This is a genomic window from Stenotrophomonas sp. YJH_SMC_6 (assembly GCF_059371335.1).
In genome coordinates this window covers 20,735-45,138 of sequence record NZ_JCAFUM010000021.1, presented here as the reverse complement: position 1 = coordinate 45,138, position 24,404 = coordinate 20,735, and the positions used below count along the sequence as shown (strand labels likewise).

16 protein-coding genes are annotated in these 24,404 nt (G+C 66.6%); 8 read left to right on the top strand and 8 right to left on the bottom strand.

Annotated elements, in window-relative coordinates:
- Window positions 1–269: 269 nt before the first annotated feature.
- Complete coding sequence (locus AC5P9N_RS20735) at window positions 270–1,190, bottom strand: LysR family transcriptional regulator (protein WP_005409044.1); 921 nt, start codon at window positions 1,188–1,190, stop codon at window positions 270–272.
- 140 nt (window positions 1,191–1,330) lie between these two features.
- Between AC5P9N_RS20735 and AC5P9N_RS20730 the strand changes: the two genes are divergently transcribed.
- A complete protein-coding gene (locus AC5P9N_RS20730; protein WP_012479752.1) occupies window positions 1,331–2,032 on the top strand; it encodes a pirin family protein in 702 nt (233 codons plus the stop codon).
- Between the two features lie 44 nt (window positions 2,033–2,076).
- Here AC5P9N_RS20730 and AC5P9N_RS20725 read toward each other — a convergent pair whose 3' ends face one another.
- Window positions 2,077–4,281: a TonB-dependent siderophore receptor gene (locus AC5P9N_RS20725; RefSeq protein ID WP_099485101.1), complete on the bottom strand. Its 2,205-nt coding sequence runs from the start codon at window positions 4,279–4,281 to the stop codon at window positions 2,077–2,079.
- 131 nt (window positions 4,282–4,412) lie between these two features.
- Window positions 4,413–5,108: an alpha/beta hydrolase gene (locus tag AC5P9N_RS20720; protein ID WP_099472929.1), complete on the bottom strand. Its 696-nt coding sequence runs from the start codon at window positions 5,106–5,108 to the stop codon at window positions 4,413–4,415.
- A 184-nt stretch (window positions 5,109–5,292) separates the two neighbouring features.
- On the opposite strand from AC5P9N_RS20720, the gene AC5P9N_RS20715 reads away from it, so the two are divergent.
- Window positions 5,293–6,432, top strand: coding sequence for an MFS transporter (locus tag AC5P9N_RS20715; RefSeq protein WP_099485100.1), 1,140 nt, complete (start codon window positions 5,293–5,295; stop codon window positions 6,430–6,432).
- Window positions 6,433–6,513: 81 nt separating this feature from the next.
- Here AC5P9N_RS20715 and AC5P9N_RS20710 read toward each other — a convergent pair whose 3' ends face one another.
- The gene (locus AC5P9N_RS20710; protein WP_099485099.1) at window positions 6,514–7,629 is read right to left on the bottom strand and encodes an alpha/beta fold hydrolase; all 1,116 of its coding nucleotides are present in this window, start codon (window positions 7,627–7,629) and stop codon (window positions 6,514–6,516) included.
- 183 nt (window positions 7,630–7,812) lie between these two features.
- Between AC5P9N_RS20710 and AC5P9N_RS20705 the strand changes: the two genes are divergently transcribed.
- From AC5P9N_RS20705 to AC5P9N_RS20690, 4 genes are all read left to right on the top strand, one after another.
- A complete protein-coding gene (locus tag AC5P9N_RS20705; protein ID WP_088610881.1) occupies window positions 7,813–9,159 on the top strand; it encodes a c-type cytochrome in 1,347 nt (448 codons plus the stop codon).
- Window positions 9,156–10,082, top strand: a complete 927-nt coding sequence (locus tag AC5P9N_RS20700; RefSeq protein ID WP_043035012.1) for a c-type cytochrome — start codon at window positions 9,156–9,158, stop codon at window positions 10,080–10,082. Before AC5P9N_RS20705 ends, AC5P9N_RS20700 begins: the two co-directional genes overlap by 4 nt.
- A gap of 120 nt (window positions 10,083–10,202) precedes the next feature.
- Window positions 10,203–12,581, top strand: coding sequence for a TonB-dependent receptor (locus AC5P9N_RS20695; protein ID WP_062607609.1), 2,379 nt, complete (start codon window positions 10,203–10,205; stop codon window positions 12,579–12,581).
- A gap of 8 nt (window positions 12,582–12,589) precedes the next feature.
- Entirely contained in the window at window positions 12,590–14,698 is a 2,109-nt protein-coding gene (locus tag AC5P9N_RS20690; protein WP_062607607.1) for a phosphocholine-specific phospholipase C, read from the top strand.
- A 108-nt stretch (window positions 14,699–14,806) separates the two neighbouring features.
- Here the strand turns inward: AC5P9N_RS20690 and AC5P9N_RS20685 are convergent, their stop codons facing one another.
- The 4 genes from AC5P9N_RS20685 to AC5P9N_RS20670 all read right to left on the bottom strand — a co-directional run bounded on the left by AC5P9N_RS20685 (window position 14,807) and on the right by AC5P9N_RS20670 (window position 21,022).
- Complete coding sequence (locus AC5P9N_RS20685) at window positions 14,807–16,402, bottom strand: alkaline phosphatase D family protein (RefSeq protein ID WP_099485098.1); 1,596 nt, start codon at window positions 16,400–16,402, stop codon at window positions 14,807–14,809.
- A 10-nt stretch (window positions 16,403–16,412) separates the two neighbouring features.
- Window positions 16,413–19,346 (bottom strand): TonB-dependent receptor, encoded by a 2,934-nt coding sequence (locus AC5P9N_RS20680; protein ID WP_099485097.1) that lies wholly within the window; start codon window positions 19,344–19,346, stop codon window positions 16,413–16,415.
- A gap of 141 nt (window positions 19,347–19,487) precedes the next feature.
- Entirely contained in the window at window positions 19,488–20,510 is a 1,023-nt protein-coding gene (locus AC5P9N_RS20675; RefSeq protein ID WP_099485096.1) for a FecR family protein, read from the bottom strand.
- Complete coding sequence (locus AC5P9N_RS20670; RefSeq protein ID WP_005409031.1) at window positions 20,507–21,022, bottom strand: RNA polymerase sigma factor; 516 nt, start codon at window positions 21,020–21,022, stop codon at window positions 20,507–20,509. The genes AC5P9N_RS20675 and AC5P9N_RS20670 overlap by 4 nt, the downstream gene beginning before the upstream one ends.
- A gap of 38 nt (window positions 21,023–21,060) precedes the next feature.
- Here AC5P9N_RS20670 and AC5P9N_RS20665 point away from each other — a divergent pair, with 38 nt between their 5' ends.
- Both AC5P9N_RS20665 and aceE read left to right on the top strand, forming a co-directional pair.
- A complete protein-coding gene (locus tag AC5P9N_RS20665; protein ID WP_087803283.1) occupies window positions 21,061–21,459 on the top strand; it encodes a hypothetical protein in 399 nt (132 codons plus the stop codon).
- 245 nt (window positions 21,460–21,704) lie between these two features.
- Window positions 21,705–24,377, top strand: a complete 2,673-nt coding sequence (aceE, locus tag AC5P9N_RS20660) for a pyruvate dehydrogenase (acetyl-transferring), homodimeric type (RefSeq protein WP_087803285.1) — start codon at window positions 21,705–21,707, stop codon at window positions 24,375–24,377.
- Window positions 24,378–24,404 lie beyond the last annotated feature (27 nt).

Genomic DNA, 24,404 nt, shown 5'->3' with positions numbered 1-24,404 from the left:
TGGCGACGGGCAATGGCTTTGACCGATGTGGAGGTCTTGCAGGCCTCTTTGGCGACCTGCAGTTTGAAACGTGCGTCGTATCTGTTCATGCATCCCTCGGGGTTGGATCTGACGTCCAACTCCCGGGGGTCACTTCATGGAAGGGTTTACGGCGTCTCCCGCAACCGGACCCACCCCGCCATCCCTCAGGAAACCAGCTTCTGCTGTTGCTGTTGCTGTTGCTGTTGCTCTGGATCGTAGCGGGTGCAGGGCGCAGCCCTGCCAAACCCCTACCCCCTGGCCATTGCCTGCCACCACTGCGACAACAGCTCCGGCCTGCGCAGGCGCTCGCGCCACCAGCGCAATGCGGCGCCATCCTCGCCAGTGCGCCAGGCCAGCCAGAAGGTCTCCTCCGGCTTGTGTTCCTCCACCTCGCGGATCACCAGCTGGCCGCGCGCCACCGCAGCGCGCGCGCACGGTTCGGGCAGGAAACCGAAGCCCACGCCTTCGCACTGCAACTTCAATTTGCTGGCCATGTCCGGCACCGTCAGCATCTCCTGCCCCATCAACAAGCCGACCGTGCGCGGCAGCAGCCTGCGCGCGGAATCAGAGACCGCGATCGCGCAGTGCTCGACCAGCTGCTCGCGACCCAGCACACCCGGCACTGCGGCCAACGGATGACCGGGCGCGACCGCGAACACGAACTCCACCGTGCCCAGCGGCTCGACCACGTAACCACCGCCACTGGGGCCCTCACCCGGCGCACCGACCAGCAGGTCGGCACGGCGGTCCAGCAGGGCCTCCCAGGTGCCGGACAGGGCCTCGCCGATCAATCGCAGACGGGTCGGTGCCTCGGCCTCGCGAAACGCGGCGATGTCCGGGCCGAGCAGCCAGGTCGGGAACACCGAATCCACCGCCAGCGTCAGTTCGGTCTCCCAGCCCGACGCCACCCGGCGCACCCGCAGTTCCAGCTCGCGGGCGGCGCGCAGCAGGTGCCGGCCTTCGTCCAGCAGCGCGCGGCCAGCCTCGGTCGGCTCGGCGCGCGGACCGACCCGGTCGAACAGCTGAACGCCCAGGTCCTCCTCCAGCTTGGCCACGGTGTAGGAGATGGTCGAGGGCACCTTGTGCAGGGCTTTGCCGGCGCCGGCAAAGGAGCCGCGGCGGTCGATGGCATCCAGGATCTGCAGGGCATCGAGGCTGAGCTTGAGCATTCGAATTTTTCGATGATGGCTGTCAAAACTATCCGTTTTTCAAACCCAAGGCGCAAGCGGATACTTCTCTCCAACGGGGAAACACAGCGGCTGCCAGCCCACCCCGCCCCATCGAAGCCATCGAACAAGGAGATTCCATCATGCTGCAGATCCGCAAGAGCGCTACCCGTGGCCTGGCCGAGCATGGCTGGCTGTCCTCGCGCCATACCTTCTCCTTCGCCAACTACTACGACCCGCGCTACGTCAGCTTCGGCCCGCTGCGGGTGATCAACGAAGACAAGGTGATCGGCGGCCAGGGCTTCGGCACCCACGGCCACAGCAACATGGAAATCATCTCCTACGTGCTGGGCGGTGCGCTGGAACACAAGGACTCGATGGGCACCGGCTCGGTGCTGCGTTACGGCGACGTGCAGCGCATGAGCGCCGGCAGCGGCGTCACCCACAGCGAGTTCAACCATTCCGCCGACGATACCGTGCACTTCCTGCAGATCTGGATCTTCCCGGACACCGAGAACATCACGCCGTCGTACGAGGAGACCCACTTCGCACCGGAGACCAAGCGCGGCCAGCTGCGCCTGATCGCTTCGCCGGACGGTGCCGACGGTTCGCTGCGCATCCACCAGGATGCCCGCATCTTCGCCACCATCCTCGATGGCGGCCAGAAGCTGCACCATGCGCTTGGCAACGGTCGTGGCGCCTATGTGCAGGTGGCCCGTGGGCAGCTGCAGGTCAACGGCATCACCCTGGAAGCCGGTGATGCGCTGCAGGTCAGCGACGAAGCCCAGCTGACGCTGGAAAACGGCAACGATGCCGAAGTGCTGGTGTTCGACCTGCCGCTGTAACCACATCGCCCGCGATGCTGCAGAGCATCGCGGGCGCATCTGCGTCAGAACCTGTAATTCAAGCTCAACCGCACGTTGCGCGGCTCACCCCAGGTGTAGGTGCTGTACCAGTTGAAGATCGTGTAGTAACGCTTGTCGAGCAGGTTGTTGACGTTGACCGTGGCCGACAGGCGATCGTTGAACTGGTAGCGCGCCATCGCATCGAGCAACCAGTACGGCTGCGTGCGATGCACCACCTTGGCCCGCGTGGCCGGGTTGGTGATCTCGCCGAAAGTCGAATCCTGCCAGCGTGCGCCACCACCCAGCGTCAGCCCCTGCCAGGCGCCACGCAGACGGTAGCGGGTGTGCAGGCTGAACTGGTTCTCCGGTTCCAGCGTGGTCACCTTGGTGCCCGCCTGGCGGGCAATCTTGTGGGAGAACCCACCCTGCACCTGCCAGCCGTCGGCCAGCTGACCCGACATTTCAAGCTCGTAACCCTTGGTGCGCACGCCCATCAAGGCGCGGTAGGCATCCTGGCCATCCGGTGTCTTGCCGCCGGTAGGCTGGGCGAAGTTGTCCTGATCAAGCTGGAACAGCGCCGCACTGGCATTGAGGCGTCCATCGAAGAACTCAGCCTTCAGGCCAACCTCGTAGCTGCGGCCCTCCAGTGGATCCAGTGCCTTGCCCTGCTCGTCACGCTCGCCCTGCGGCTTGAAGATGGTGCTGTAGCTGGCATACACCGAGTAATGCTCGCCGAGGTCGTAGACCACGCCGGCATAGGGCACATGGACGCCGGTCTCTCGCGTGTCCGGCGAGCGGTAACTGGCCAGGCGGCTGCCGACGATCAGCTTCAACGGATCGGCCAGATCGAAGCGGCCAACCACGTACAGCCCATTCTCGCGGGTCACTTCATTGTTGTCATAGGTGCGCTGCCACTGCGGTTCGGCAATGTCGCCATTCCAGCTTCTGTAGTCCGGCACGGTATCCGGGAACCCCGCCTGCGGGCCGTAGCCGGTATTGGTCCAGCGCTTGCGCGAGGCACTGCCACCGACCACCAGCTCATGCTCGCGGCCGAACAGGCCGAAATGCCCGCTCACATAGAAGTCGGCGGCATTGCTGACGGTCTTGCCGACGTACTTGCCGAGCCACAGGCTGACGCCCTCGCCGGTCAACGGGTCAGGATTGCCGGCAGCGGCACCGGCCAGCGCGGCGTCATAGCCGTTGACCTGGTGGTTGAGCTGCAGCTTGGCAATCCAATCGTTGGCGAACGTGTGCTCCAACGTGGTGAAACCGGTACGCACGTACTGGCGCCAGCCGGCCCATTGCGCACCATTGTTGAACGAGCGCGGCATGCGGTTGAAGTTGCCGGCGCTGTCCAGCAGCGGAATGCCGCCCCACGTCGACCCCTTCGGGTCGCTGTCCATCACGTCGCCACCAACCGACAGCAGCGTGCGTTCGCCCAGATCGGCTTCCAGCACGGCATAGCCGACCTTGCTGGTGCGCTGGTAGTTGTCCAGGTTGGAGTGCTTGTCTTCCCAAGCCCCCACGGCACGGCCACGCACGCGGCCATCGGCAGTCAGCGGACCACCGACATCGAGCTCGGCGCGGTAGTCGTCCCAGCGGCCGACACCCAGTGAGGCGCTGCCGGCGAAGTCCTTGCCCGGCTTCTTGCGCACCAGATTGATGGTCGCACCCGGATCGCCCATGCCGGTCAACAGGCCGGTCGCGCCCTTGAGCACCTCGATGCGGTCGTAGATGGCGGTATCGCTGAGCGTGTTGCCGGCGGAGTACGCCGAATTGCGCGACATCGGAATGCCGTCGTACTGGAAGTTCTGGATCGCGAAGCCGCGCGCGTAGTACTCGGTGCGTTCGCTGTCGTAGGTGACGATGCTGACGCCGGGGGTCACCCGCATCACGTCATCGATGCCGTGCAGGCCGAAGTCATCCATCTGGGCGCGGGTGATCACGCTGATGGTCTGCGGGGTCTGCCGTGGCGTCAGCACCAGGCGGGTCGCGGTGGCAATAGTGCCGGGCGTATAGGCGCCGCTGCCCTCGGTGATGGTACCGAGCAGGTTGGCCGTGACCTGCACGGTCTGCAGGGTCTGTGATGCAGGCGCCTGCGAATCCTTGGCTGGATCCGTACTGGACTGCGCAACAGCAATACCGCTGCTGCCCAGAGCAGCGATCAGCAAACCCCGGGCCAGCGCCTGCGGCAACGCGCGGCGACGCGGCAAGGGGGACGGCGTAGGGACAACAGGCACAGACAGCACGGCAGGACCTCCACGATAGGGTGGGATCCTCTGGCGGCGGCTGGAGGGAAGAGAGGGACGCGGCCGGACAGCCGCGGCGCAGGAGTGTACTCCCCTGCGCCGCGGCTGTCGCGCGGAGTGCTGGCGCGGGATCAGCCGCCGATGGCGGCGCAGGCCTCCAGGATCAGCGCGGTCACTTCCTTCGGCTGCGAAGCCAGCGAGGCATGGCTGGCATCCAGCTCCAGCAGGCGCTTGGGCTGCATCCTTGCGGCCATGGCCTTCTGGTTTTCCGGCGCGATCATGCGGTCCTGGCGGGACAGCTGGTACCAGCTCGGCATGTGCTTCCACGCCGGGTCGCTGACCGCATCACCGAAGGTGCTGGCCAGCGGTGCCTTCTGGGTAACGGCCATCACCCGGCCTTCGTCCTCGCTCAGATCCTGGCAGAAGCTCTCATGGAACTTGTCCGCACGCAGCCACAGGTAGCCATCACTGTCAGGTGCCAGGTTCGGCGCCGCCTCCGGCAGGTGCTGCTGGGTGATGCCACCGGGACTCTCGCCGGCATCAGGCGCGAACGCGGCGATGTAGACCAGGCCCTTCACGTTGGGCTCGTTACCGGCCTGGCTGATCACCGCGCCGCCATAGGAGTGGCCGACCAGCAGCACCGGCCCGTCAATCTGCCGGATCATTTTCCGGGTGCGCCCTGCGTCGTCGGCCAGCGAGGTCAGTGGCAGTTCCACCGCCTGCACACGGTCGTGGCCGTTGCGATGCAGTTCCAGGATCACCTTGGCCCAGTGTGCGGCCCCGCCCCAGAAGCCGTGGACGAGGAGGATGGTCGGTGTCGTGCTCATGTACAGGTCTCCGGCAGCGGCCGGCGGAATGCAGACCGTGCAGCCACTGTCCGCGCGTGGCGTTAATCGCTGGTGACGCAATCGGGTCACTGCAATCGTATGCGTCGCCCGATGTCGCGCATGGCACTTGCCGAGCCGACCTGAAAACGTTTCCATAAACGTCCCTTGGAGCTTCGCATCGCGCATGACGCCTTCATCCCCACGTGCCCAGCAGCACGCCACCCGCGCCGCCTTCTTCATTCCCGGATTCGCCACCGCCGCGTGGGCGCCCATGGTGCCCTACGCCAAGGCCAAGGCCGGACTGTCCGACGCCAGCCTCGGCGCCGTGCTGCTGTGCCTCGGGCTCGGCTCACTGCTGGCGATGCCGTTGGCGGGTGCGCTGACCGGGCGACTGGGCTGCCGCCGGGTGATGGTGATCACCTGCGCGATGATGCTGTGCGCCCTGCCCCTGCTGGTGCTGGCGCCTTCGCCGGTGGCACTGGGCGCGGCGCTGTTCGTGTTCGGCGCCGGCGTCGGTGCGCTGGATTGTGCGATGAACATGCAGGCGGTCGCGGTCGAGCGCGACGCCGGGCGCGCGATGATGTCCGGCTTCCACGCCTTCTACAGCATCGGTGGCTTCGTCGGCGCCGGCTGCATGACCGGCCTGCTGATCCTGGGTACACCGCTGTGGCTGGCCGCGCTGGTTTCGGTGGCGGCACTGCTGCTGGTCGCGGTGCTGTCGGCGCCGCACTGGCGCCCGCAACGGATCCTGCACGAAGGCCCACTGCTGGCGCTGCCGCACGGCGTGGTGCTGTTCATCGGCGTGCTGGCCTTCGTGGTGTTCCTCGCCGAAGGCTCGATGCTGGACTGGAGCGCGGTGTTCCTGGCCGAAGTGCGGCAAGTGCCGCGTGACCAGGCCGGCGCCGGCTTCGCGCTGTTCACCCTGGCGATGACCGCGATGCGCCTGTTCGGCGACGGCATCGTCGAGCGCCTCGGCCGCACCCGCACCCTGGTCTTCGGCGGCATCACCGCCGCAGCAGGCTTCACCCTGGCCACGCTGGTGCCCTCGTTCCCGGTGGCGCTGGCGGGGTATGTACTGGTCGGGCTGGGCTGCGCCAACATCGTGCCGGCACTGTTCTCGATGGCCGGCCAGCAGCGGGTGATGCCGGAGAGCATCGCCATCACCGCAGTCACCACGCTGGGTTACGCCGGCATCCTTGCCGGTCCGGCAGCGATCGGTGCACTGGCACACGGCACCAGCCTCGGCTTCGCCTTCCTGTGCGTGGCCGCGCTGCTGCTGGGCGTCGCGGCGTCTGCCCGCTCGCTGGCACGACGGGTGGCCTGACAGAAAAAGGGGACGGAGGGGATTAAGTCGTTTATGGCCCAGCTGTGCGGGAAACGACTTAATCCCCTCCGTCCCCTTTTTTCAGCGGTGGGCCAGCCACTCGGCCTGGGCCGGCAGCTGTGGGGCCGGGCAGGCGCTCTTCGGGTGGTGTTCGTCGCGCGCCATCCAGTCATCGACCACGCCGGCCAGCAGGTCCAGCCGCAGCGGCAGGGTGATGTGGTCCTCGCCGCGCATCTCGATGTAATGCGCGCGCGGATTGGCCTGGGCCAGTTCGCGGCCCTGGCTGACCGGAATGTGCTGGTCGCCCTGCCCGTGCAGCAGCAGCACGCAGGCGTGGGTATCGGCCAGCGCGCGCGCTACATCCACGCGGTCCAGATCGACGTCGATACGGCGGCTGGCGGCGGCGATCACCTGGTTGATGTCCTGGCCGCCGTAGCGCCAGCGCGCGTACGACGCCATCGCCTGCGCCTTCAGGCCTTCCGGCTGCAGTCCCATCAGGTGTGGAATCATCGTGCGGATCGCCACACCGGCATTGGCGAACGATTCCATCGCCACCACCCCTTCCACCTGGTCGCCGAGCTTGTCGGCGGTGAATACCGCTGTGGCGGCGCCATAGGACACGCCGAACAGGTACAGCGGGCCGGTGACTTCACCACGCGCGCGCAGCTCGCCGATCACATCCACCACATCGTCGGATTCATAGGTGCCATAGCCCGACGGCCCGGTACCGGACTGTCCATGGTTGCGCAGGTCGAGCGTGACCACGCGGTAGCCGGATTCGGCCAACTGCAACGACCACGGCAGCATCGAATCACCGTTCATCATCCAGCCGTGCAGCAGCACCACGGTACCGCGCGGTGCCTGCGCGCGGAACGGCTGCGGTACTGCCAGGCTCAGGCCGGTATCCAGCGGCAGGCCGTTCTCGTGGCGCTGCGGCAGGTAGTGGTAACGCGCGCCGTAATCGCCAGGATCGAACACACGCCAGAAGATCGGCACGCCATCGCGGCCCGGCGCGAAGCCGTGGCGATTGGGCAGTTCGGCAATGGCCGCGGCAATGCGCGGACGATCGAGCAGGGTCGATACGCCACCCGGCGCGATCAGCCGATCGGCAAGCGAGGTGGACGAGGCATTGATCGAGGACGAGCATGCAGCCAGCCACAGGCCGGCGCACGCCAGCAACCACAGCAGGCGCTTCATGGGCAATCGGGGAAAAGGCGCGACAGCGTGGCAGGTTAGCGACGCGCGCGTGGGCCATCTATCGCGCATGGATGACGGCTTGATGACAACGCAGGAACGATTCAGCTTGGTGTACAAGCTGTATCTGTTCAGTCATTGATCCGGATCAATGAACGCGCGCGCGGGATTGCCCACAGTGCCGCCATGCGCACCTCGTTCAAGCTCGCCATTGCCCTGGCCGCCACGCTGGCCGCCGCCTACGGCGTCGCCCGCACCACGCCCTACTGGTTCGCACCGCGACAGGCCGCGCAGGTCGACATCCACGATCCGGCATTGATCGCGCAGGGACAATACCTGTCGCGCGCGGCCGACTGCGCGGCCTGCCACACCGCGCCCGGCGGCAAGCCGTTCGCCGGTGGCCTCGGCATGCAGACGCCGATGGGCACGATCTACTCGACCAACATCACGCCCGATCCGGACACCGGCATTGGCGCCTACGACTACGCCGACTTCGAGCGCGCGGTACGTCGCGGCATCCGCCACGATGGGCAGCCGTTGTATCCGGCCATGCCGTACGCCTCGTACGTGATCGCCAGCGACGCCGAGATCAAGGCGCTGTACGCCTACTTCATGGGCTCGGTGCAACCGGTGAAGCAGGACAACGCCGACAGCACGATCCCGTGGCCGGCCAATATGCGCTGGCCACTGGCCTGGTGGCAGCTGCTGTTCGCACGCCCGCGCACGTTCAACCCGGATCCGTCGCTGGATGCCAGCCAGCAGCGCGGCGCCGAACTGGTGGAAGGCCTGGCCCACTGCGGTGCCTGCCACACGCCACGCGGGTTGGCGTTCCAGGAAAAGGCGATGGCCGATGATGGCAGCCGCCAGTTCCTGTCCGGCTCGGTGCTGGAAGGCTGGTATGCGAAGAACCTGCGCAATGAATCGACCGGCCTGGCCAGCTGGAGCGAGGGCGAGATCGTCGACTTCCTGCGTACCGGCCGCACCGATCGATCGGCGGCGTTCGGCGGCATGGCCGACGTGGTCGAGCACAGCACGCAGTACCTGTCCGACGCCGACCTGCTGGCGATGGCCCGCTACCTGAAGCAGCTGCCCGCCCGCGAAGGACGCAGCGCACAGTGGTCGCCCGGTACCGACACCACCACCGCCGCACTGCGCAGCGGCGACTACCGCGTGGCCGGTTCGCTGGCCTATGCCGAGCACTGCCAGGCCTGCCACCGCGCCGACGGGCGCGGCATGCCGCGCGTCTATCCAGCCTTGGCCGGCAACTCGATCGTGTTCGCCGATGACCCCAGCTCGCTGGTGCAGGTGACCTTGATCGGCGGCCGCACGCCGCATACCCCGCATGACCGCATGGCCTTCACCATGCCCGGCTTCGAGCAGCTGCCGAATGCGCAGCTGGCACAGATCCTGACCTTCATCCGCAGCAGCTGGGGCAACCACGCCAGTGCAGTGAGCGAGGTCGACGTGGCGCGCATGCGCCGGGTGGTGCGCGACAAGCCGGTGCACTACGTTCCGCAGGAGGCCGCACGATGAAACGTTCGCGCAAACGCTCCCGCCTGCTGATCGGCAGTGCGATCACCCTCGTGCTGCTGGCCGGCGCCGGTACCCTCGCTTACCGTCATCTGTACCCGGACCTGGATGCCGCCGTGGCCAGCACGATCGATATCCTCGATGCGCAGGGCAAGGTGGTCGGCCACTACCATGCGCCCAGCGCCGAAGAAATCGCCGGGCTCGGCAATGCCGAATCGGTGATGCTCGGCCGCCGTATCCTCAACGAGACCGCACGGCTGCTGCCGGACAATGTCGGCAACGATCTGAACTGCAACTCGTGCCACATGGCCGAGGGCAAGCGGCCTTTCGGCAATCACTACTTCAATACCGGCGGCGGCGCCTATCCGCGCTACATGCCGCGTCCGGGCAAGGTGATCGGGCTGACCGAGCGCATCAACGGCTGCCTGCAGCGTTCGATGAACGGCAAGCCGCTGCCGAAGGACTCGCCGCAGATGCGCGCGATGCTCGATTACATGACGTGGTTGAGCAGTCCTGTGCCAGAAGGTGCAAAGGTAGCCGCCCCCAGTGAGGGACCGATCGACAGCACGCTGACCCCGGACCCGGTCCGCGGCCAGGCGCTGTACGCCGTGCAGTGCGCCGCCTGCCATGGCGACAACGGCGAAGGACGGCGCGACGACAGCGGTGACATCGCCTTCCCGCCGCTATGGGGCGACCACAGCTTCAACATCGGCGCCGGCATGGCGCGCCTGTACAAGGCCGCCGGCTTCGTCAAGCACAACATGCCACCGGCGGTGACCCGCGAGCCCCCGCTTGGGCAGCAGATGATGCCCGACCAGGATGCGGTGGACATCGCCAGCTACTTCATCAACCAGCCGCGCCCGGACTTCGCCAACAAGGCCAAGGACTGGCCACGCGACCCGAAACCCAAGGACGCGCGGTACTGACAGGCAGGCGGCCGGGGGCGTCGGCCGTCACACAACACGGTTCCTGCATCTCTACGTCATGTCGATGTCATTGGTGCTGTCGACACTCGGGGGCTTCTCTCCCCCCAAGGTCCGGTATCGATGCGAACGATTGCGCGCTTTCCCCGTGTTTCGCTGCTTGCCCTGCTGATCGCCCCCACCCTGGACGCCCTCGCAGAAGCACCGCAGGGCGATACGGGCGAAGCGCGCAGCAGCGATGCGCGTACCCTCGACCAGGTACAGGTGATCGGCCAGGCCACCAGCTATGCGAAGACTTCGGTGCGTGCGGAAACGCTGAACCGGCAGACCGTGATGAGCAGCGTCAACGACGCGCTCAACGAGGTACCTGGCGTGGTGGTCAGCGAAGCCGATGCCACCGGCTCGTCGGTGTGGGGTACGCAGATCAGCATGCGTGGCTTCGTCACCAACCGCGACACCCAGCAGATCGGCACCACCATCGACGGCCTGCCCAACGGCGGCTCCGGCTACGGCGGCGGCTCGCTGGCCAACCGCTACATCGACACCCTCGACCTGGAGACGGTGGAAGTCAGCCAAGGCACCGCTGACATCTCCTCGCGCTCGAACGAAGCACTGGGCGGCACGCTCAACTTCCTCACCAGCGATCCGCTGCAGGACAGCCGCCTGCGCTTCGTGGTCGGCGCCGGTGACAACGAGGCGCGCAAGTACTACGTGCGCTACGACACCGGCCTGCTCGGCGGCCACACCCGCGCGTGGATCAGCGCCTCCTCGTCGAAGGTGCACGACTGGATCGACGGCACCGGCCACGCCAGCAACGACCACATCGCCGGCAAGTTCATCACCGAACTGGATCGCTGGACCCTGACCGGCTACCTGTCCTACAACGATGCCGACGAGCCGGAATACACCAGCGTCTCACCGAAGGGCTTTGCCACCAATCCGGATCGCGACAACCTGGTCGGCACCCTCACCGGCATTCCGTATCTGGACCAGAACTACCGTTCCGGCTCGCGTGCGCTGCGCGAGAACACCTTTGGTTACCTGCGTGCGGCCTTCGACGGCGGCAACGGGTTCAAGGCCTCGGTGGCCGCCTACGGGCACCGCATGCAAGGTCGTGGCGACTGGCTTCCACCTTACCTGGCACAGGTCAGCGATGAGGGTGCGGGCCGCCCCGAATCGGAATATCTCGGTGGCAAAACCGTGTACGGCGGCAGCAACCGCGGCCAGATCTTCTTCGTCAATCCCGATGGCAGCGCCGCGCAGCGCCTGGCCAGCTGCACCCCGCGCCTGGGCTTCACCGCCGAGTACGATCCGAACTGCTACGCGGGCAACGTGCTGGGCGCGCAGTCCTACCGCCACACCCACTACGACAACGACCGCATGGGCGTGACCGCCGACGTCGAATGGCGGCAGACCTTCGGTGCGATCGACAACACCATCCGTGGCGGCCTGTGGGTGGAGAAGCTGGACCGTTCGGCACGCCGTGACTGGCACCGCCTGCTCAACGTCGGCCAGGACATCGCCTTCGACCATCAGCCGTACTGGGTGCAGTTCGAGGACAAGTACAAGGTTGACGAGCAGATGTACTACGTCGAGGACGTGGCCCGCTTCGGGCCGTTCAGTGCCCGCCTGGGCGTGAAGCAGTTCTTCGTCGACCAGTCGCGCCGCCGCGTGATCGGTGCCAGCGAGCACGTGAAATCCGATTCCAGGTCCGATCCGCTGCTGTCCACCGGCTTCACCTGGGCACCGGGCGTGGAAGGCATGGAGCTGTTCGCCGGCTTCTCGCAGAATTTCGCCGCCATTCCTTCAGGCGTACTTGGCGAAACCGACCCGCAGCGCTTCCGCAATGTCGAACCGGAGACCGCCGACAACATCGAAGTGGGCATGCGCATCAGCCGCTGGCCGCTGACCGCCTCGGTGACCCTGTACAACATCAAGTTCGACAACCGCATCGTCTACCTGCCGGCGGGCTTCGTCAGCGGCATCGACTACCTGGGCGAGACCGACGGCGTCTACGAGAACTTCGGTGGCGTGGAAAGCAACGGCCTGGAAGCGGCGTTCGGCTATGGTTGGGACAATGGCTGGCGGATCAACGCGGCCTACACCTACAACCGCTCCAAATACCTGGGCAGTGGCAATGCCGCACGCGATACCCAGCTGGGCATCGTCGACGGTGCCAAGGTGATCGGCCAGCCGGAGAACACCCTGGTGCTGTCGGCCGACTGGCAGGGCGCCAACTGGAACTTCGGCCTCTCCGGACGGTACCTGGGCACGCGCTACCTTGATGCCGCCAACGTCAACAAGCTGCCCTCGGCCACCGTGTTCAATGCCAACATCGGTTTCGACCTGCAGGGCCTGTCGCCGCGCCTGAAGGGCATGGGTGCCAACCTGGTGGTGAGCAACCTCACCGATAAGCGGTATCTTGCGGGGGTGGACGGCCGCGACAACGCCTTCATCGGCGCCCCGCGCACCGTCGGCATCTCCTTCCGCGTGGACCTGTGAGTGAGCCCGTGACCGATATCGGCCGACGCCGGTTGTTGCAGGCCGGCGTTGCCGCCGGCCTTGCCCCGCTGCTGCCCAGCATCGCCCGGGCCGCAGCGATCGCCCCCGCCGCGCAGACGCGCAGCCTCGAAGACCTGCAGCACATCGTGGTGTTCATGCAGGAGAACCGTTCGTTCGACCACTACTTCGGCACGCTGCCGGGCGTACGTGGTTTCGGTGACCGCTTCGTGGCCCCGGCCGCCGCGCTGCAGGCCGGTGGCCGCGCGCGCAACCTGTGGCTGCAGCCCGATGCCAGTGGCACGCGGGCGATCGCACCGTTCCCGCTGGATACCGCCGCGCACTTCGGCTACATGCGGGTGGAAGGCACGCCGCACACCTGGCCCGATGCGCAGCGCGCCTGGGACCACGGCCGCATGGGGCACTGGCCGAAGGCCAAGCAGAACCACTCCATGGGCTACTTCCAGCGCAGCGACATGCCGTTCCAGTTCGCGCTGGCCGATGCGTTCACGATCTGCGACGCCTACCACTGCGCCATGCAGGCCGGCACCAACCCGAACCGGGTGTTCCTGTGGACCGGCCACAACGATGCACAGGCCCGCGCCGGCGGCCCGGTGATCGCCAACTCGCATGACAACTTCCCCGAACACGGCGGGCATCCGGCGTCCTACCGCTGGACCAGCTATGTCGAGCGCCTGCAGAAGGCCGGCGTGTCCTGGCAGATCTACCAGGACATGGCGGACAACTTCACCGACAACCCGCTGGCCGGCTTCGAGGCGTTCCGTCGGGCGTACAGTGCTGCACCCGGGCATGACCCGCAACTGCGCGCACGCGGGGTCAGCACCCGTGGCCTGCCACAGCTACGCCAGGACGTACTCGACGGGCGCCTGCCGCAGGTCAGCTTCATCATCGCCGACGCGGCCGGCAGCGAGCACCCCGGACCCTCCAGTCCGGCGCAGGGCGCGGCCTATACCGCGCGCGTGCTGGATGCGCTGACTGCCGATCCGGAAGTCTGGAGCCGCACCGCCCTGCTGCTGATGTTCGATGAGAACGACGGCTTCTTCGACCACATGCCGCCACCGGCACCGCCTTCGCCGGTGGATGGCGGCTGGGCGGGTGCGTCCTCGGTCAGTACCGAGGGCGAGTACCACCGCCATCCCGCGCCGGGCGACGAGAAGTACGATGCCGCCGAACTGCGCGGCCGCCCGTATGGACTGGGCCCGCGCGTGCCGCTGTATGTGATCTCGCCGTGGAGTCGGGGTGGCTGGGTCGACTCGCAGGTCTACGACCACACCTCGGTCATTCGACTGATCGAACGCCGCTTTGGCGTGCCCGCACCGGATATCTCGCCGTGGCGCCGCGCGGTCTGCGGCGACCTCAGCAACGCCTTCGACTTCGCCCAGCGCGATACCCGCCCGTTCGTACGCGGCCTGCCCGACGTGAGCGCGGTGGCCGCACGCGCCGCTGCGTTGCCAGGGCGAACCGTGCCGGCGCTGCCGGAGGGGCTGAAACCAGCGAAGCAGGAAGTCGGCATACGCCCGGCGCGCGCCCTGCCCTATCGGCCGCAGGCATCGATGGCTGCGGTGGACGCTTCGGGCGTGGATCTGGCGCTATCCTGCGAAGGCGCGGCGGCAGTGCTGCATGTCTACGACCGGCTGCGGCTGGATGCGGTGCCGCGCCGCTACACGCTGCTCCCGGGCATGGCGCTGCGCGAGCGCTGGCCGCTTGATGCCCAGGGCCGCTATGACCTGTGGCTGCTGGGCCCGAACGGCTTCCACCGCCACTTCCAGGGGGCGGCCAAGGATCCTGCGCTGCAGGCTTCAATTGATCGCACGGATGGCCAACTGAGGCTGCGGCTGCGCAACCTGGGTGACGGCGCGCAGCAGGTGCGTGTGCAGCCTGGTGCCTATGCCGGGCACATGCCCGATCAGGCGCTGGTACTACCCGCACACGCAGAAACCGCGTTGGCGTGGGACGCAACGCCCACGGCGGGCTGGTATGACCTGCAGATCGGCGCGGGCGAGAGCATGCTGCGCCTGGCCGGTCGCGCCGAGGATGGGCGCCCCGGCACGAGTGACCCGGCGATGGGCAGCGAACCACTGCGGTTCGAGCAGGATTGAGGAATCCCTGCAGAGCCGAGCCCACGCTCGGCTGCTTCTCGTCCGGGTCGCATTGCCCCGAGAAAGCAGCCGAGCGTGGGCTCGGCTCTACAGCGCAGACCGGTAGATTCAGGCCTCCTGCAGCCCCGGCCGGCCGTGCTCCACCGCATAGCGCTTCCAGCTCTGCACCGCGCCATTCGGCTGCATCACGGTATCCAGCGTCTTCATGTCGCCGATCCACGCATCGCGGGTGACATCGCACAGCACGTAGCCACGCTTGTCGGTGGTCGCCTTCAGATAGGGGCTGTGCGCAAGCTGGTTCCTGGCATACGCGTCCACACCCTGGCCATCGGCGCCGGAGGTGATCGACGTGGCGAGGAACTCGCTGGAGACCACGCCCGAGTCACGGTGGTCCTGCACCAGATCGCTGGCATAGTGGCGATGCGCGTCGCCGCAGGCGGTCACCACGTTGCCGAAGCCCACCTTCTGGATGTGGTCGAGCAGGCGCCGGCGGCTGTCCAGATAGCCCGACCACTGGTCGTCGGACGACTGCACCACCCCATCCTTCTCGCGCATGTAGTTGCCCAGCGCCACCTGGTGGGCGATGGTGTGCCAGCGCGGTGCGGCATCGGCCAGGCCGTCGAACAGCCAGCGCTCCTGCTTCGCCCCCACGATGCTGCGCTCCGGCGATTCCACCTCCTCACGCAGCGCCATGTTCACCTGCTTGCTGCGGTACTGGCGGGTGTCGAGCAGGTGCAGGTCCATCAGCGTGCCGTAGCGTGCACGTCGGTACATCTGCATGTGGCCATCGCGCGGGAATGCCGAACGGCGCAACGGCATGTTCTCGTAGTAGGCCTGGAACGCCTGTGCGCGGCGCAGCAGGAATACTTCGCTGGGCGTGTCATCCTGGTCTTCGGCGCCGGCCCAGTTGTTGTCCACTTCGTGGTCGTCAAAGGTGACGAACCACGGTGCCGCCGCATGCGCGGCCTGCAGGTCCGTATCGCTCTTGTACTGGGCGTAGCGGCGGCGGTAATCATCCAGCGTGTAGATCTGCGGGCCGACGTGGTTGCGCAGGTTGGTGAACGGCTGGCCGTTCATCTTCCGCAGGCCCGGCTGACTTTCGCCTTCGTAGATGTAGTCACCATAGTGGAAGACGAAATCGAGCGGTTCCTCGGCAATGCGCCGCCACGCGGTGTAGTGGCCTTCTTCGTAGTGCTGGCAACCGGCCACCGCAAAGCGCACGCGATCCACCGCGGCCGTGGCTGCGGGCAGCGTGCGGGTGCAACCAACCGCACTGGCGTGGCCACCGACGCTGAAGCGGTACCAGTAGGGCCGTCCGGGCGCCAACCCGTCCAGCTCCACGTGCACGGCGTGGCCGAGTTCGGGATGCGCCATCGCCGTCCCCTGGCGTACCACCCTGCGCATGCCTTCGTCTGCGGCCAGTTGCCACTCGACCAGCATCGGCCGGGTCGGCATGCCGCCGCCGAACACCAGCGGTTCGGTCGCCAGGCGCGTCCACAGCACCATGCCATCGGCCGAGGGATCACCCGAGGCCACGCCCAGGGTGAAGGGTGTGCTGGCAAAGCGCGGCTTGGCCAGCAGGTTGCGCGGGTTCAGCGCGGTGGCATCGCCCTGCGCGGCCAGCGCGTGTGCCGTGCCCATCCAGGCACCGGCAGCGGACAGGCCGGCCAGGGCCAGGAATCGCCTGCGATTGATCGTCTCCACGGCTGTGCCCTCAGTTGTAGATGATGTGGAAGTAGAAGAAGCGGCCATAGTCGTCGATCTCGGTACGGAAGCGCCCGTTCGGGCCGGTGCTGTAGGTCGGCTGGGTGTTGAACAGGTTCTTGGCCTCGTACTTCAGCGTCACGTGCTTGCTGACCTTGTGGCTGAAGCCCATGTTGAAGGTCATGTACGGGTCGTAGTACGAATCCAGCCACTGGGTGTCGCCGAAGTCGACCAGCATCCGGCTGCGGTAGGTGCCGGACAGGCGCAGTTGCGCGCTCTTCCACGGCATGCGCCAGATCACCGAACCGTTGAGCGACCAGTCCGGCTGGTACAGCAGCCGGTCCAGGCGGCGCTCGGTGCCATCACTGATGCGGTAGTTGGTCTGGCCTTCCAGCCGCGTGGCGTTGAAGTACATGTCGAAGCGCTGGCGGCCCCACTGCAGGTTGCGGTTGGCCACCGCGAACTCGACACCGCGCAGCTTGGACTCATCGGTGTTCATCGGCTGGGTCACCCGGTAGCGGGTATCACCCACGTCCTCGAAGGTGGTCAGGGTGTAGATGTCGTCCTTGATCACCTTGTCGAACAGCGCCACCGAGACCAGGCCGTTGTTGCCGTTGAAATACAGGTCCCACGCCAGGTCGATGTTGGTGGAACGGCGCGGCTGCAGGTCGGCATTGCCCTGCTTGATGCTGCAGAAGCCCCTGCCCTCCTCGTCATCGCCACAGTTGGTGCTGGTGGCCTGGGCGATGTTGCTCGGCGTCGGCCGGCCCAGCGTGCGGCTGGCGGAGAAGCGCAGGCGCTGGTCCTCGGTGAGCTTGAAGGTTGCGTTCAACGAGGGCAGCAGATTGTTGTAGCCACCGCTCGTGTTGCGGAACGCAGAGGTATAGGTAGTGCCGCCATCATCGCTGAACGGACTGTAGGCATCGAAGCGGGTGTGGTCGTAGCGCAGGCCGCCGATCAGCAGCAGCCGGTCCCAGGCGTAGTGCGCGGACACATAGGCATTGGTGATGTCCTCCACGTACTTGTAGTCACTGGTGAAGTTGGCATTCGGATACGCCGCATTGTTGTTGCCCAGTTTCGGCAGCAGTTGCTCGTTCCACTTGCGGTTGTCGATCAGCGGGAAGCCCGGCACGCTGCCCAGCAGCGTCGAACCCGGATACAGGTAGTCGTTGAGCGTGGCACTGCTCTTGAAATAGTCGAAGTCGATGTCCTGCCAGATCTTCAGGTGGCGGTACTCGGCGCCGGCGGCCAGGCCGAAACCTCTCGCATCGGCGTCGATGTTGTAGCTGAAGTCGGCGCGCAGGTTGTCGATGCTCTCCTTGGCATCGCGCGGGGAGACGTAGGCCTGCGCCGGATTGAGCTTGAATGCGGAACTGGTCAGCAGGCTGGAATCGGAAACGGCCACCGCGTTGGGGAATCCGTGGCTGTCGTTCTCGTAGTCGACGAACAGGTTGCTCGGGTAGGCGCGTACCCCCCAGTAGACCTGGCTGTTGTGGAAGGTCTCTTCGGTATGGCCACCGCGCAGGGTCAGCCGCGAACGGTCACCCATGTCCCAGTTGAAGCTGGCGATGGCGCCACGGTTGCTGCGGTCCCAGCGGTCGTGGCGGTTCTTGATGTAGATGCTGTTGATCTGGGTGGTGCCGCTGTCTTCGGTCTGGTTGCGGACCGGAAACTTGGCGTTGCCGTACAGATCCGTCTTGTTCATCGTCGAGTTCTCGTAGAACCGGTACGAATACACCAGCAGCGATGCGTAGAACGGATCATCCGACGGCTTCCACTCAAGCTTGGCGGAGCCACCGAAGTTGGTGATGAAGTTGGTATAGGTGCCAGTGCTGAAGTTGCCAGGCGCACGCAGCCCGTTCCAGCCCTTGGCCTCGTCCGGACCCGTGGTACCGTCGGTGAGGTATTTGCCAGCGTCGTTGTAGTAGTAGTTCGACTCCACCCAGCGCTTGACGCTGTTGCGCGAACGCTGCTCGTAGCGTGCCACCGCAACGATGCCGAACTCCTGGTCGACACCAAACTGGTTGGAGAACACCATCTTGGCGCTCTTGCCGAAGTGACCCAGGGTCTCGTGGTTGCCGCCTGCGCTGCGCTCGACGTTGGTCTCGGCGGTGGAGTAGATGCCTGCCACATCGGCAAACACGTACTTGCCTGACCGGTCGAAGGCACTGCGGCTGATGATGTCGATCACGCCGCCGATCGCATCCGGTGCCTGCTCGGCACTGAAGCTCTTGTAGATGTCGGTACGGGTGCCGATGTCGCTGGGAATCAGCTGCAGGTTGTTCATGCGCTCGCCGGAGCCACTGCCCCCCACGCTGGCAATCGCGATGCCATCGATGGTGGTGTAGTTGAGGTTGGCCTGCACGCCGCGCACGGTCACGTAACGTGGCTCGCCGGCATCCTCCACCGCACTCAGCCCTGGAGCGGCCATCAGGCTCTCGGCCAGGGTCTCGTCGCCGTAGCTGTCCATCTCGTCATACACCACCGAATCCTTGATCACCGGCGACGACTTCTTCTGGTCGATGACCTCATGTGCGGCAATCACCTTCACCGTGTCCAGGGTCGGCGCCACCATTGCCTCGGCCTCGCGCGGCTTCGGCGCGGCCGGCTTCGGTTGGTTGCGAGCTGGCGCCGGATCGATGGCGATGACATTGCCATCCACCACGGTGTACCCCAGGCCGGTACCGGCCAGCAGCGCGTCCAGCGCCTGCCTGACGGTGGCACCGCGCGGCACCGCACCGGCCATGCGGGCATCACCGCCGGCCGAGTACAGGAACTGCACCCCGGAACCGCGCGACAGCTGCTCCAGCGCACGCGCCAACGGCTGCGCCGCGATCGGCGTGGATACACGCGCCTCCAGGCCATCGGCACCGGCGGCGAAGGCCAGCGGCACGCTGCAGGGGGACAGGGCGAGGATGATCGACAGGTAGAGCGTGTTGCGCATCACGGGTCCTTGGAAGAGAGAAGGCAGCAGGCGCCGCTGCGCGGATCGGCAGCGGCTTCTCCCAAGTAAGAGCCGGCATCCACCGAAGTGGAGAACGCGGATTCGATGAATTTTTTCTGACAGTCCACGACCGCACGGGCCTCAGCGGCTGCCAACCCGCACGGTGTCGCCTTCGCGCCTCACCACGAAGCGCGGGTCGCGTTCGAGGAAGGCCTGCAGCGCACCGATGCGATGCGCATCGAGGCTGCCGGACAACCGTGCCGATGCCGCACCTTCGTCCAGCACGCGTACCTGCACCTGGTTGTGCCGGTTGAAGGCAGCGGCCACCTCGTCAAGCCGCTCGTCGAGGAAGGACACTTTGCGCTGCTGCCAGTCCAGCAGCATCGACAATGGCAGGTCCAATGACTCGACCGCATGGCTGCGCGCGTCGACCTGCACCACCCGGCCTTCGCGCAGTTGCGCAAGACGCCGGGGGTCCACACCCTGGCTCCATACCTCCACCTCGCCGGAGACCACGCCGATGCGCGTGCTCTGCAGCCGTCGCGATACATCGAACACCGTGCCGATGTCGCGGATCTCCAGGCCGTTCACCGCCACCTCGAACGGACGGCGGTCGCGGGCGATGTCGAACGTTGCCTCACCCTGCAGCAGCTCCACCTTGCGGCTGAACCAGCCCATGCGTACCCGCAGGCGGCTGTCCGCGTTGAGCCGCACCTGGGTCTGGTCGGGCAGCACCAGGTCGCGAAGTTCACCCTGTCCGGCACTGTAAAGCTGCTCGGTGGGCATCACCTGCGGAACCAGGCCCACGCCGAGCAGGGTGATACAGGCTGCGGCCGCCGCCACCCACCAGCGCGCACGACCGCGACGCGGCACAGCGCGCGGCGGCGCGTGCACGCTACCGAACAGCGGCACCACCTTGGCGGCGACCTGCCGCGGTGGAACCGCCGCGTCGTCAGGCAACGGCGATTGCAGCGCCTCGCCCACCTGCCGGTGCAAGGCAAGGGCGTGCATGTAGGCGCGCACGTGCTCCGGCGAGCGCTTCATCCAGTCCAGGAACGCGAGGCGCCCGGCCTCATCCAATGGCCCCTCGCGATTGCGCAGGAACCAGTCCATGGCCTCGCAGGCGATCGTGTCGTCGGCCACGGGCGATGAGGTCCGGTTCATGTGAGCTCCCTGGCGCCCAGCGCCTTCCTGCAGGCCTCCAGCCCCTTGCCGATGTGCTTGCGCACCATGTGCACCGACACCTGCAGCTGCTGGCTGATTCGCGGGCAGTCCAGCCCGTCGCGGTAGTGCAGTTCCATCACCCGCCGCGTGGTCGCCGGCAGTCGTGCGATGGTGCTGCGGATATCGTTCCAGCGCTGCGCACGCTCGAATTCACCTTCGATGTCTTCTTCGCTTTTCAGCACTTCGGCCAGCAGGTCGACGTCTTCCAGCGGCGGCAGCGACGACCGCGCGCGCGCATGCTCGCGCGCCAGGTTGGCCGCCACGGTGAACAGGTAGGCTTCCGGGTTCTCGACCGCATCGGCATCCTCGCCGGTGCTGCGCAGCAGGCGCAGGTAGACCTCCTGCGCCAGGTCTTCGGCATCCTCGCTGGCCGAACCGCGACGCAGGAAGAAGCCACGCAGCAGCCGGCGCCGCAGTTCGTAGCTCTTCTCCCAGATCCTCACGCTGTTCACGGCCGGCCAACCACCCCGAGGCTGGAAAGCCCCGCAGGGTGACCGCCATCGATGACAGTGGCGTTTCAACGACCGGCAGGCAGCCGCTAGAATGCGGCCCCTGCAATGTCCCGGCAGCCCGCACAAGGAGTGCTCCCATCAACGCACGCACCGCCATCAACACCCTCAGCAGCCTGCTGTTCCTGCTGCTGGTCGCCCACACCACCGCCTACCAGCAGCAGATGTGGCCACCCAGCCGGGTCATCCATGTGCATCCGGTGATCGTCGTCCTCGCCTATGCGCTGGGTGTGCTCACGCTGCTGTTGTGGATCGGCGGCCGTCGTGCGCCGGAACCCGCCCAACGCCTGGCGCGCTGGTTGCCCATCGTCGCCTGGTGCCTGCTGGGCATCGGCGTGGCGATCATCCCGGTGTTCCTGCCGGGGCTGTCCCCGGCCTGATCAGCGGCCGCGCCCAGCGCATCGGCCCATGATACGGCGCGCGGCACCAACCCTTGCTTGCCAGAGACCCAAGCCCCGCCCGCCTACCGAAGCGTGGGGGGCAGGCCTACGCTTGTCTTCTCGGTGGCCGCCACGGTCGCCCTTCGCGTCACGGCGCCCGCCGTTGCGACCCCGCTCCAGTGCCGTGCGCCCTGCCGGTGTTGTCGCCCAGGCAGACGTCCGACCGGCGCCCTCTGGAGACAGCCATGAACCAAGCCCTCATTCCCTTCGATACCGATCCACTGGAAACCCAGGAGTGGCGTGAATCGCTGGAGGCGGTGATGCAGGCCGGCGGCCGGCCGCGCGCGCACTACCTGATCGACCAGCTCAGCGATCTGGACGCCCGGCAGCACGGCGACCTGCATACCCGTGCCTGGACCGCCTACGTCAACACCATCCCGCCCGAGCGCCAGCCGGCCTACCCGGGTGACCTGGCCATCGAGCGCCGCCTGAACGCGATGATCCGCTGGAACGCGATGGTGATGGTGCTGCGTGCCGGCAAGCACTCCAACGTCGGCGGCCACATCGCCACCTACCAGTCGGCGGCTGTGCTGTACGACGTGGGCTTCGATCATTTCTTCCGTGGCCGTACTGACACCTTCGACGGCGACATGATCTACATCCAGGGCCACTCCGCGCCGGGGATCTACGGCCGCGCGTACGTGGAAGGCCGCATCGATCCAGCGCGCATGGACAACTTCCGCCGCGAAGCCGGTCGCGAAGGCCTGTCCTCGTATCCGCACCCGCGATTGATGCCGGAGTTCTGGCAGTTCCCCACCGTGTCGATGGGGCTGGGCCCGCTGACCGCCGCCTACCAGGCGCGCTACATGCGTTACCTGGAATACCGCGGCCTGAAAGAACACCAGGGCCGCAAGGTCTGGGCCTTCCTCGGCGACGGCGAGATGGACCAGCCCGAATCGCTGGCGGCAATTTCCCTGGCCGGCCGCGAGCGGCTGGACAACATCGTGTTCGTGGTCAACTGCAACCTGCAGCGCCTGGACGGTCCGGTACGCGGCAACGCCAAGGTCATCCAGGAACTGGAAGGCACCTTCCGCGCGGCCGGATGGAACGTGATCAAGCTGATCTGGGGCAGTGGCTGGGACGACCTGCTGGCCCGCGACCACAGCGGCCTGCTGCGCCAGCGCATGATGGAATGCGTGGACGGCGACTACCAGACCTTCAAGTCGCAGAGCGGCGCCTACGTGCGCGAGCATTTCTTCGGCCGCTACCCGGAGCTGCTGGAGCTGGTCGCGCACATGAGCGACGACGACATCTGGGCGCTGGCACGTGGTGGCCACGATCCGCAGAAGGTGTACGCCGCCTACCAGCAGGCGGTGAACACCAGCGGCCGGCCGACGGTGATCCTGGCCAAGACGGTCAAGGGTTTCGGTATGGGCGAAGCCGGCGAAGGCCAGAACATCAACCACCAGCTGAAGAAGATGAGCGCCGACGCGGTGCGCGCTTTTCGCGACCGCTTCAACCTGCCGGTCAGCGACGACCAGCTGGAGGAGATGCCCTATCTGCGCCCGGAACCGGGCAGCGCCGAAGCGGCCTACTTCGCCGAGCGCCGCCGCATCCAGGGCGGGCAGCTGCCGGCGCGCCTGGCCAAGGTCGATCCGCTGCCGCTGCCGCCGCTGTCGATCTTCAACACCCAGCTGCAGGGCAGCGGCGATCGCGGTCAGTCCACCACCATGGGCTTCGTGCGCATCCTCACCAGCCTGCTGAAGGACCCGGAGCTGGGCAAGCTGGTCATTCCGATCGTGCCCGATGAATCGCGCACCTTCGGCATGGAAGGCCTGTTCCGCCAGATCGGCATCCACTCCTACCTGGGCCAGCTGTACACCCCGCAGGACGCCGGCCAGCTGAGCTATTACAAGGAAGCCAAGGACGGCCAGATCCTGCAGGAAGGCATCAATGAATCCGGTGCGATCTGTTCGTGGATCGCCGCCGGTACCGCCTACAGCAACCACGGCCTGGCCACGATCCCGTTCTACATCTTCTATTCGATGTTCGGCCTGCAGCGCGTCGGAGACCTGGCCTGGGCCGCTGCCGATGCGCGTACCCGCGGTTTCCTGCTCGGTGCCACGTCGGGCCGCACCACGCTGATGGGCGAAGGCCTGCAGCACGATGACGGCCACAGCCACGTGCTGTCGTCGGTGATTCCCAGCTGCGTGTCCTACGACCCGACCTACAACTACGAGCTGGCGGTGATCATCCATGACGGCCTGCGCCGCATGTATGTCGACCAGGAAGACATCTACTACTACATCACCGTACTCAACGAGAACTACCCGCAGCCGGCACTGCCCGAAGGCGCCGAGGCCGGCATCCTGAAGGGCCTCTACCTGCTGCGTCCGGCAGCCGCCGATGCCGCCTCGCATCCACGCGTGCAGCTGATGGGCGCAGGCTCGATCCTGCGCGAGGTGGAAGCTGCGGCAGAACTGCTGCAGCAGGACTTCGGCATCGCCAGCGATGTGTGGAGCGCGACCAGCCTGACCGAACTGCGCCGCGATGGCCTGGCCGCCGAACGCTGGAACCTGCTGCACCCGGCTGAGGAACCGCGCGTACCCTACGTGCAGGAGTGCCTGCAGGGCCATGATGGCCCGGTGGTGGTGGCCACCGACTACATGAAGATCGTCGGCGACCAGATCCGTCCCTTCATCAACGACCGCCGCTTCATCGCACTCGGTACCGATGGCTTCGGCCGTTCCGACACGCGTGAGTCGCTGCGCACGTTCTTCGAAGTGGATCGCCACTTCATCGTGCTGGCCGCCCTGAAGTCGCTGGCCGACGAAGGCCGCATCGAGCGCTCGCGGATGCAGGAGGCCATCGACAAGTACGGCATCGACACCGGCAAGCGCGACCCGGCCTCGGTGTAAGGCTGCCGGTGCCATGCCCGCGGATTC